This is a genomic window from Polaromonas sp. (genome assembly GCF_029945685.1).
In the GTDB taxonomy this organism is placed as follows: domain Bacteria; phylum Pseudomonadota; class Gammaproteobacteria; order Burkholderiales; family Burkholderiaceae_C; genus Polaromonas.
The window spans coordinates 475,452-485,659 of the sequence record NZ_JAQSDA010000025.1; the positions used below are offsets into that span (position 1 = coordinate 475,452).

At 57.0% G+C, this 10,208-nt stretch carries 7 protein-coding genes; 4 read left to right on the forward strand and 3 right to left on the reverse strand.

What is annotated here, in order from left to right; genetic code table 11:
• Nucleotides 1–26: 26 nt before the first annotated feature.
• Entirely contained in the window at nucleotides 27–1,505 is a 1,479-nt protein-coding gene (locus PSV26_RS18065; protein WP_300572663.1) for a YdiU family protein, read from the reverse strand.
• 334 nt (nucleotides 1,506–1,839) lie between these two features.
• Here PSV26_RS18065 and PSV26_RS18070 point away from each other — a divergent pair, with 334 nt between their 5' ends.
• The 3 genes from PSV26_RS18070 to PSV26_RS18080 are packed head-to-tail and all read left to right on the forward strand — an operon-like array spanning nucleotide 1,840 to nucleotide 6,609.
• Nucleotides 1,840–3,891 carry a hypothetical protein gene (locus tag PSV26_RS18070; protein WP_300572666.1) on the forward strand — a complete coding sequence of 684 codons (2,052 nt, stop codon included), beginning with the start codon at nucleotides 1,840–1,842 and terminating at the stop codon, nucleotides 3,889–3,891.
• Entirely contained in the window at nucleotides 3,888–4,895 is a 1,008-nt protein-coding gene (locus PSV26_RS18075) for an ATP-binding protein (RefSeq protein WP_300572669.1), read from the forward strand. Before PSV26_RS18070 ends, PSV26_RS18075 begins: the two co-directional genes overlap by 4 nt.
• Nucleotides 4,876–6,609, forward strand: coding sequence for a hypothetical protein (locus PSV26_RS18080; RefSeq protein WP_300572672.1), 1,734 nt, complete (start codon nucleotides 4,876–4,878; stop codon nucleotides 6,607–6,609). Before PSV26_RS18075 ends, PSV26_RS18080 begins: the two co-directional genes overlap by 20 nt.
• Here the strand turns inward: PSV26_RS18080 and PSV26_RS18085 are convergent.
• Nucleotides 6,603–7,841, reverse strand: a complete 1,239-nt coding sequence (locus tag PSV26_RS18085; protein WP_300572674.1) for a hypothetical protein — start codon at nucleotides 7,839–7,841, stop codon at nucleotides 6,603–6,605. The genes PSV26_RS18080 and PSV26_RS18085 overlap by 7 nt on opposite strands.
• A gap of 879 nt (nucleotides 7,842–8,720) precedes the next feature.
• Between PSV26_RS18085 and PSV26_RS18090 the strand changes: the two genes are divergently transcribed.
• Nucleotides 8,721–9,056, forward strand: a complete 336-nt coding sequence (locus tag PSV26_RS18090) for a hypothetical protein (protein ID WP_300572676.1) — start codon at nucleotides 8,721–8,723, stop codon at nucleotides 9,054–9,056.
• 316 nt (nucleotides 9,057–9,372) lie between these two features.
• On the opposite strand, the gene PSV26_RS18095 is transcribed toward PSV26_RS18090, so the two are convergent.
• Nucleotides 9,373–10,208, reverse strand: an 836-nt coding sequence (locus tag PSV26_RS18095) for an efflux RND transporter permease subunit (protein WP_300572679.1), incomplete at its 5' end; no start/stop codon positions are given.

The following is a 10,208-nucleotide window of genomic DNA, read 5'->3' on the forward strand; positions in this document are numbered from 1 at the left end:
GGGGATGTTCTGGGATCTGCTGACGCCTACGAACTGCAGCTGATTTCGATGGAAGCCGCCCAGTCGGGCGGAAAACCGGCATGGCTGTCGTGACCTGGATGCTCTTCAAATGGGGCCTGCAGCAGGGTGAGCAAGGTGTGGACCCCGGAAAAGTCTTTTAGTTTCGCCGCCTGGATGGCCTGTTCGCCGAGATGGTTGCGCAACACGTACTTCGGATTGTTTTTAAGCATTAAATCGGCCGCCAGCCCTTGATCCACCTGCGCAAGACGCTCTGAATACTGTAGCGCCCAGGCGTCGAAGGCGGCCCGGTCCAGGAACAGGTCGCGCACCGTTTCACGGCCCTGGGGCGTCTGGAAGTGGCACAGCCGGCGCCAGAAGATGGTGTAGTCCACCTTGTCAGCAGCCAGCAGCTTGAAGGTGGCTTCGATCAGGGCCTTGTCTTCGGAGCGGGCATCCGGCAGGCCCAGCTTGGCGCGCATGCGGGCCTCGAGCGCCTCGGGGAAAACGGTCTTGTAGGACTCCAGCGCGGCCAGCGCCTGGTCCTGCGCCTCGATCAGCGGCAGCAGGGCCTGGCCCAGGCAAAACAGGTTCCAGTAGGCGATGTTGGGCTGCTTGTTGTAGGCGTAACGGCCCTGGGTGTCCGAGTGGTTGCAGACGTGGCCCGGGTCGAAGGCATCGAGAAACTGGAAAGGACCGTAGTCGACGGTCAGGCCCAGGATGCTCATGTTGTCGGTGTTCATCACACCGTGGCAAAAACCAGTGGCCTGCCAGGCCGCCATCAGGTGGGCAGTGCGTTCGCTGACGGCCTGAAGCAGGGCGGCATAAGGCTGGGCGCTGTCGCGACAGGCGGGGTAAAAGTGGTCGATCACGAAGTCGGCCAGCACCTTGAGCTGCCCGTGCTGGTCGCTGTAGCTGAAATGCTCGAAGTGCCCGAAGCGGATGAAGCTCGGCGAAGTGCGGGTCACCACGGCAGCCGTTTCGATCTCTTCACGCCGGACCTTGGCATCCGAGCCGGTGACACACAGGGCGCGGGTCGTCGGGATGCCCAGGCCATGCATGGCCTCGGAGCAGAGGTATTCGCGGATCGAGCTGCGCAGCACGGCGCGGCCGTCGCCCATGCGGGAATAAGGCGTCATGCCGGCGCCCTTGAGCTGCACTTCCTGCGGCCCGCCCGGGGTGGCCAGTTCGCCCAGCAGGATGGCCCGGCCGTCACCGAGCTGGCCGGCCCACTGGCCGAACTGGTGGCCGCTGTAGACGCTGGCCAGCGGCTGCGAGCCGGGGGCCACCTGGTTACCGGTAAACAGCGCCAGGGCTTCCTGCGATTCAAACCAGGCCTCGTCCAGGCCCAGCTCACGGGCCAGGGCCTGGTTGCGGCTGACCCAATACGGTGCCGGCAAAGGGCTGGGAAGGCGGTCGGTGTAGAAGTCCGTACCCAGCCGGGCAAATCGATTGGCCCACTTCAGGCCGGGAATCACAACAGGCGGCGCGCTGATGACAGAGTTCATGAAACCATTGTCCTATGGCCCAGGCCGCCTCGCGCCGGTGGGGTTAAAGCCGGCCCCGGGTTTCATTTGTGAAGGGCCGCAGCCGCGTGAAGGCAGCTCAAGAATCGCAGGCCGGGTGAAGAAAGACGTTACAGCGGGTCAGGGCTGTTTTGCCTGGCCTCATGCGGCGTTTACTTAAGCAAAGTTGTAAACAAATCGAGGCCGCGGTCAGGCTCTCGCCATGGGCAAATTTCAACGCCTTTTTTACTTCTACGTCCCAAGTTGCAACCAAAGTTGACAACACTTGACTTGCATAACCGAAGTTGTATCTTTGTAGCGCACTTAATTCATTACCATGGGCAAGCGCCGTCGGATTGGGGCGAGAGAACGCCTAACGTCTATAGCTCGCACTGAGTTAGATACTGATGCGTGGCCAGATTTTGATGTTGGTGCCCTAACTGAGAAGAGAAGGGAACTCTTTCTCCGACGTAAGCAGGGCATCCTGCTTTACTTGCAGGGAGCCAGCGAAGATGACATCAAGGCCGAGACAGGTTTTGGGCGCGGCTCTATTCACAGGCTCATTACCGAAAGATGCCTGGTGACCCACGAAGATGGACGGCTTTATGGTTGGAGAGGCATCAACCCCCATCAACGTATCAAGGCGTATATCCGCCGCAAACCGCTTGAGCCCGATCCGTGGGGAATGGGCACTGTAGGTGCTTTACAGCTGCTTTTTTCAACCGAAAAGGGCAGCAAATTGAAGGACCGCTTCATAAACCAGATTCTCAAGAAAAACCGGCGCCACTTTGAAAGCCACAGACAACCCAAGCAGGATTTGATTCTCTGGTTTTTGGAAGAGGCAAGAAAACTTACCCCTGACGCAGGCAGCAAGTGGCCGTTCACCGTTGCCAAGCAAGGCCAGGTCACCATAGGCGCATTCATCAACAAAGTGCTGGCTGAGAATCCACAGGAAGCTCGAGCCATCTTGGGCGGGCCCGAAGTAGTCAAAAAAGCCAAGGCCGGAGATGGCACGAAACGGCCCCATTTACCCCTATACCGGCGGGTTGAATGCGATGGCCACAAACTCGACGTCCGCTGCACAGTTCTCGTTCCAAGTCATGACGGCAGGTTGGAGCCTGTTTTGGTGCATAGGCTTTGGGTTATTGTCATCATCGAAGTGCGCAGCCGCTGCGTCCTGGGTTATTTCCTCTCCTTAAGGCGGGAGCCCTCCGCTGATGACGTGATCGGTGCGATCAAGTTCGCCCTGCAGCCCTGGAGACCGAAGCCGCTGCAGTTTTCTTTAGATAAGGGGTACAGCAGCGGCGCTGGATTTCCTGGCGGCTTTGACCCGAAGTTGGTGGGCGCCTGTTGGGATGAGTTCAGTGTAGACGGCGCGCTTGCCAATGTATGCCAACGCGTGAGGCACATCCTGAAGGATGTTGTGGATGCCAATCTGGTGTGTCCTCAAGATTCTGACTCATACAGCAGCCGGCGAAGCCTTGATGACCGGCCTTTCATCGAAACTTTTTTCAGGCAAATAGCTTCGATATTGAAAAAGCTTTCGATGAGCACCGGATCCAAGCCGAGCGAAAGGCGTGGCCGTGACCCAGAGGAGGAGGCCATTAAGAGCGGGTTTCAACTGGAATATTTGCACGAGCTGCTGGAGGTCACCCTAGCAAACTACAACGCTACGCCCCATTCTAGTCTCGGCTATCGCAGTCCGCTTTCGCAATTGCTTTTCCTGGCCTCCAAATCGGAAAACTACATCCGCCAGGCGGATCCTGCTTTAGTCCGACGCCTTCTTTGCCGCCGAAAACTCTGCCCAGTCTTGGCCAGTTCCAATGGTCTGACAGGTATCCATGTCAATTTTTTCAACGCAGAGTATTCGAGTGAATGGCTTCAGTCAAGGCTGGAACTGGTTGGCAAATTGCTGTGGGTATCCGCTGAGGACGAGGACGATGTCCGGCTGGTTTCTGTCTCCACGGAAGATGGCGAAGACCTCGGCTTCATGAATGCGGCGCCCCCCTGGAATCACAGCCCACACAGTTTGTACGTGAGGTCTGCTATCCGCTCATTGTCCAATCGCAAGTTGATCCATCTCAGCCGAAACACCTGTCCCGTCATGCAACTTATCGACTATGCGGAAAACAGTCCTGACCGCAAGCTCGCCCCCCACCCGGCCTATCTGGAAGCGCGGCGGATCATGCAGGTGACCGCGGAACGCCTGGTTGGAGAATCCATGGTGGAGCGGGCAAGGCGTGGTGCCCCGTCGGCAAGCAATGCGCCTGACTTTGATACTGCCCGCCCGGCAAACCCCTCGGATGCTCCTGTGAATCAGGCCCGCCCCATTCAGGCGCAAGAGCAGTTACCCCAACGGCGAAAGGCCGCCAACCGGAGTTCTTTATGATCCCGCCCTTGGTACCCAGTCAGGTTGATTCCAGGCACCCCGTGGTGCTCAAAGACTACGGCCTTTTTACGCCAGCGGCCGCGGAGATGGCCGACGTCGTATTCGTCTGGCTTTACAACCGAATCAAAGGCGCCATCATCTACGGCCCCTCGCAGTTCGGAAAAACCCATGTGCTCACATACTGGCTGCGAAAACTTCTTTCCGAGCGAATGGGGGGCCCGGTTCCCTTGGTGATCTGGTCACACCAAGATGGAGGTTCGTCATCACCGGGGATGCTGCATGGCAAGCTCTTGGCAGCAACGGGACAGGGCCCAGTGGGACAGCGGCGCGGCACTACGATCTCGAATCAACTGGTGGAGCGCTTTGTCCAGATCGCCTGTCTTTCGTCGGACCGTTATGTCGTCCTAGTCATCGACGAAGCCCAAAGTATGAGTGAGCGCGAGTGGCGCTGGCTTGTGCAACTGCATGCGACCTTGGAGGGCGAGAAAGTGCAACTCTGTGTCATTTCGGTGGCCGCGTTCCAGTTCAACGACCGGCCGCGCACCCTTGCCTTAACTGGGAGTGCCCATGTGTCAGCGCGGTTTATGCTGCACGATTGGCCTTTCCGGGGAATTCGAACCCCCGAAGAACTTAAGTTTGTTCTACAGGGTTACGACGAGGACAGCGAATGGCCTGAAGGTTCGGGCATCAGCTACACGGCCGGTCTGGCACCACAAGCCTTTGCCGAGGGTTTCCGCGTCAAGAATTACACGCACGAACTATGGAGCTCTTTGAATACGCTCCTGCCGGCTAACTACAGTGGCCCCATCGAGTTTCCAATGCAGAGCATTACGATTGGAGCGCGGCAGGTACTGCTCAAGACCGCTGCTGCCGGATCGGCATGGGAGCAATGCACGAGCTTTGACGCGTGGAAGCAAGCCGTGTCCGATACCGGCCATACGAGGCTCATGAGCCTCGTGTTTATTCCCGGGCGGTCATCGAAAAATGCTCAAACCTACCACTGAATCCTCCGAATTGTCGGACCTGACCTGGCATGCTGGGTCGCTGTTGCCCTATGCTTCCCTATGGCACACCATGCACAGGGTGGTGCAGCTCAACGCTCTTACGCCCCGTACGATAGACCCCTATGCGAAGCGACGCCTTGGTTATTCGGCAAAACATAACAGTCTGATCACCAACAACAGTGTGATTGATCTGGAGAAGTTTGCCCAGGCTCTGGGCGAGCCCATCACCAACTTCCGCCTTGCCACGTTGGAGGCGTTGGCCCCGTGGACCTGCCACCTGTTTCATACCGCTACCGTGCGATTTTGCCGGCAATGTCTGGGACTCGGCTACCACAGCACATTGATGTCCATGCGGGCTGTGGAGCGCTGTCCCATTCACGGTTGCGAGATCGAAGATAAATGCCCATGCGGGCGCACCATCAGCGCTTGCACCAGGTCAAAGCTCTACCAGATCCCCGGTCGGTGTGATTGCGGAAAAATCGGCTTCTTCACCCGGGAAACCGCGCGGCGGCCGTTGCTGGAGCCCGGGGAGACAGAAGCGTTCGATGAACTGGCGCAGTGGCTTGAACAAACCTCTGATCGCGTCATCATGATGAGTGTGAGGGATAAATGGGAAACCTTTCAGGGAGAAGGAAGCCTGGAGTGCTCCGCGCAGCAGTGGAGCGATTTGACCAAGATTCGCCTGCCTTCCGCCTTTATACCTCCTGCTGCCGTGCAGTCCCTGATAGCGGAGTTTGAGGCGATGGGGGGGCCATTTCCTAGTTCTTCGGATCAAGCTGATCAGCCGAAGGACGAAATCGTTTCCCTGCGTCATCAGGTTTTCAAATCGTTTGACCGGCATATACGCAGGCACTTCCTAAAGGGACAGTATTGGATCGATCGCATCTCGATGTCCAGCGACAGTGACGTGATTTTGAGTTTTTTGCAACGGTATCCAGACGCCCGTTCCGCATTTACCTACCTGATATGGCTGGCCGCCGTATGGGGCAGCCACGACCTGCGGCAAGTACGTACCACGGTCGCGAGAAATGGTTACAGGCGCGGAGCCAGGTTGCCGGGTCTGCCGCCCTATAACCTCAAGATCGCCGTCGGCAACGCTGCCCGTGGATGGCTGGAGATGCACGCGGCCGGCCTCGCACTGTCCGCGATGTGGATGGAAGCCCACGAGCAGATGCTTGGCATGGTGGCGCAGCAGTCCGTATCGTGGGGCTGGGACACTTCCGTCATGGCCGGCAAGTACCGGTGGTGCGCCACCGTGGAGCAGGACGGACGTTGGAAGATCGGCAAACGCGCGAGGCCGTGTACTTACCTTCCTGTCAGGCACCGTGAAGACTCCGCCCGTGCTCCCAGCAACAGGCCGCAAGCGCCCCAAGCGAGGGAGTTTCTCGAAAAACTTGCCCGGGTGGGCCTGATCAAAACCCGCCGCAATGAATGGAAAAGTGGCAAACTGTGTCTGCCGTCACCACACTCAGGATTGGCTCTGAAACTCCATCGCTTGTTCGGCGTCAAAGACCGGCTGAACTATGTGGTGTTTCCCCGGTATGGCAAGCTGTTTATTGCCCGGCTGGTCGAGCGTCCGATAGAAGCTCACGGCCTGACGTCTCGCAGCGCTGTCAATTCCCTGAGGGCCGCCGTGATCCAACATCAAGGAATGTACGGGAGTTCCAGTCCCGCTAACCCAGGCGCTACGAGCCGGGGCACTGGCCTTCACTGAGGGTCCGTGGCGTTAGGAAAAGGCCACGCTCGCGCTTCCAGTATGGCGAAGAGCTCTTTACGCTCAACATCCGGTTCATCCACTACTTCCCTGCAGGTGAGCCCGAGCTGCTTTTTGAGCAAAACCTGCCGACGTATCGTTTCCGTTTGCCGTGCCGGATCGCGCAACCAGTGGGCAGCGATGGCAATAAATTCCTCTTTTTTTGCCAGCAGTTGTGGGAGATTCGACAGCTCTTGCATGAAATCCATGATGAGATCGCGGATGCATTTTGCGCGCTGGTCACCGGTTAACGTGGGCTGGGTCAATTTCTCTGTGGGCCTTTGCGGCACTGCGGGTTCGGTTTCCCGCGTCGTGCTGATCTCAAAAACGCTCAGGAGTGGGATGTTTTCCTCGGGAACGTCGGAGAATCGGGCCATCCGCCCCTCGGCCACATAAGCTTGCCTGTCCATATTGTGTTCGAGCAGCGCCTGCAGAACAACCTCGTCGAGCACGACACCCGTCTGGTTGCGACCTCTGCGTTTTGCCAGGGTCGTAGTCCAATTATTTCCCGAGAACGTTAGGTCGCCGTAGAAGAGCTCCACGGCCTCCCTGCAACTTACACCGGCCCTTTGCAGCAGGAGGATTGACGCTCGCAGCAATCGCTGCCTGGGGGAAGGAGGCAGCTGTTCCAGCTGTTGATGGATGATGCTCCAGTGCCGACGCGTGAGCCAGTAATTGTGCTTGCGCTCAGGCTTGGGGCCCTCCAAGGCGGCACGGTGCCCCAACATCGGGTCCACCTTCAGATAGCCCGCCGCGTACCAGTCCGCGTACAACATCAGAATCACCTGCATAACCTGCAAGACGGTTCCGGTGGACAAGGCTTTGCGAAACGGTCGCCATTGCGGCGCCGCGCGTAGGAACGGGCAGCTTTCCGTCCAGTTGGAAGGCGGGTTGCGCAGGAAGCATTTGAACAGTATCAAATCGTCATGCTCAAGCGAAGACAAGGCTTTGAGTCTGATCGCGATGGCCCAGAAAATGAGCTTCTCGATATCGCTTGTGTAACTATCAAGACTCGTCTTTGTCACACGAGTTTGCTGTCTTTCAAGCCAAGCGCGCACAGCGGCGGCATCGTCGTTGGCGTTGTAATAGTTGGGGCCATCGTTACGCCACTTCCCATTAGCGCCCAATAGTGCGCCTGGCCACAGAACTTCGAACTTCAGCTCGAGCTTTTCAGGTCCAGCTTCGCTATGCATTTCAGCTCATCCGAAACGCGACTCAAGAGTTTTTGAACATCCCTGGCGGCTAGCTTAGACACGTAGGCTAGGCGGGGGGCTGACATACGTGCGGCTCGAGGCCAAGCCAAATTGTTCCTGTGAAACGCCCAGCAATCCCCTGGCCATTTTCAGGACTTCAGAGAATTTGTGTTTAGGTCGTTTCGATGCAGTTATTTTTTTGTGATTCGAGCATGACGATCTCTAAAGGACTACAACTTATAGAATACATTTTCACTAACATATTGCCGATCAAAGTCTCAGGTGTCTAAGGGCCCTAAGCCTGAGTTCCGCTTATAGGCCCAGTGCCCGGCGCGCCGATTGTGAAACGGAAAATTGAGCACCATGCTGGGCGGATCTGGGTGGAGGCTGCATTGGGCGAAGGCGCGTGTTTCTACTTTACTCTGGGAGACGTTCTTGCTGAAGAGGGAAAATTCAGCATTAGGGAGTGAGAGCACGACCTTAGGGTCAAGGCCTATTTCGAATGTGTTCATCCAGGCATTTATTCGGGTACCTAACTTCAGAAAAATTGTGTAAGAGCTGCAATTGGTACCAAGGTACCCCGGGTGCGGTAGTGTTGCAAACGGCACCGATCAGAAACTCGCTGAGGCTACAGCGATCTATAGAGCGATCCGTCGGTATCTCTGGCGACATCGTGTTTGCGGTCACCGGGCTTGCGCACGCTATGCAATGAAGTCACTTTGGTGGGACCTCGACGGTGAAAAAACTGATGCATTCTGTGCGACGGCTTTAGCGTTTATGCGATGGCGTATGCATTAGGAGGGCAGGCGGGTGCCATCGAGAATGTCGGAAAGGCCCGAACGCCCAGCTGTTGCTTATGGATTGCTGGGTTGGATTTCAATGACCGCGCCTATTCCTTCTGTGTATTGGACTAAAAAATTTGAAGCCTGGTTGAATGGGGGCATTCTGGCGGCCGCCTGTTTCGACAGTTTCCGCGCGTGGGAGCAACACTGTGCGGCGGATGTACGCAAAGGAAAGATTGCATGGGACTTTCGCGATCACGACAACTACGCACGTCGCCACTGGGCCTGCAGTGGCCGAGGTACTAGTTTTGAACCAGGGCTGTTTTTTTGGGAACCATTACTTGGAGCGACGTCGCAATTCGGCGAGCAGGAGCGGTTTGATCGGATGCATTACCTCCATTCCCGTCAGATCATCGACCGGCTCAAGCGGTAAGCGATGTGGGATCGTTTGCGGATCAGCCATTACTGAATACTTAGAGGCCCTCACAGATGTCTCCCGCTCACTAAGGCATACCCGCCTTGCGCCTTCGAATTGCTTCTTCTACCCGAGTACGCCAAGCTTCGAAATCCTCAGTTGTCGGCGCCGGGCCTGTCCCATTCTGGTAAGCCATCATGGAATCGCAGAGAATTTTCAAAGTTTCTAGTCGCTGCAAGTTTTCCAAGCGTTCGGCGTCTATCGAGGTACGCAGATTCTGAAGAGGATCTTTAAGGGGCATTGTGGAAATGTAAAAAATTCACCATGCGAAGGCTTAGTGTGATGATGCGCCTGCTGCTTGGCCAGATTGTGCGCGCCTCCGACGGATTAAAAAATAGACCGCAGGTATCACGAACATGGATAGCAAAGGCGCAGTGATCATGCCGCCCACCATCGGGGCGGCAATCCGTTGCATGACCTCCGAACCGGTTCCCGTTCCCCACATGATCGGAAACAGACCTGCAAGAATGACGGCTACCGTCATCGCTTTTGGCCGTACGCGCAATACAGCGCCTTCGCGAATGGCCTCCAGCAAATCAGCGGTGCTGGTCTTTCCTTGTTTGAGCTTGTCGTCCCAGGCTGTCTTCAGATACAGCAGCATGATCACCCCAAACTCTGCGGATACACCGGCAAGGGCGATAAATCCTACGGCGCCGGCCACCGACAGGTTGTAGCTCAGGATGTACAGCAACCAGATGCCACCCACCAGAGCGAACGGAAGAGTGGCCATTATCAGAAACGCTTCATCGAAGCGCTTGAAAGTGAGATACAGCAGCACGAAGATGATGAGCAGGGTGAACGGTACCACCACCTTAAGCTTGGCCGTCGCGCGCTCGAGGAATTCAAACTGCCCCGACCAGGAGACGGAATAGCCTGGCGGCAGTTTGACCTTGTCGGTGACAGCTTTTTGCATGTCTTGCACGGCCGAGCGCAGGTCGCGACCCCGGATGTCCACATAGACCCAACCTGACAAGCGGGCGTTTTCGCTGCGCAGCATGGGTGGACCGTCGGTGATACGGATCTCCGCCACGTCGGATAGGACCAGGCGCTGCCCGCGCTCGGTTACAAAGGGCAGGCTGCGCAGCTTCTCCAGCGAATCCCGGATTTCAC

Coding starts and splice junctions, on each gene's coding strand:
- PSV26_RS18070 (WP_300572666.1), top strand. CDS start 1,840: ATGGGCAAGCGCCGTCGGATTGGGGCGAGAGAACGCCTAACGTCTATA.
- PSV26_RS18090 (WP_300572676.1), top strand. CDS start 8,721: ATGACCGCGCCTATTCCTTCTGTGTATTGGACTAAAAAATTTGAAGCC.
- PSV26_RS18085 (WP_300572674.1), bottom strand. CDS start 7,841: ATGCATAGCGAAGCTGGACCTGAAAAGCTCGAGCTGAAGTTCGAAGTT.
- PSV26_RS18075 (WP_300572669.1), top strand. CDS start 3,888: ATGATCCCGCCCTTGGTACCCAGTCAGGTTGATTCCAGGCACCCCGTG.
- PSV26_RS18065 (WP_300572663.1), bottom strand. CDS start 1,505: ATGAACTCTGTCATCAGCGCGCCGCCTGTTGTGATTCCCGGCCTGAAG.
- PSV26_RS18080 (WP_300572672.1), top strand. CDS start 4,876: ATGCTCAAACCTACCACTGAATCCTCCGAATTGTCGGACCTGACCTGG.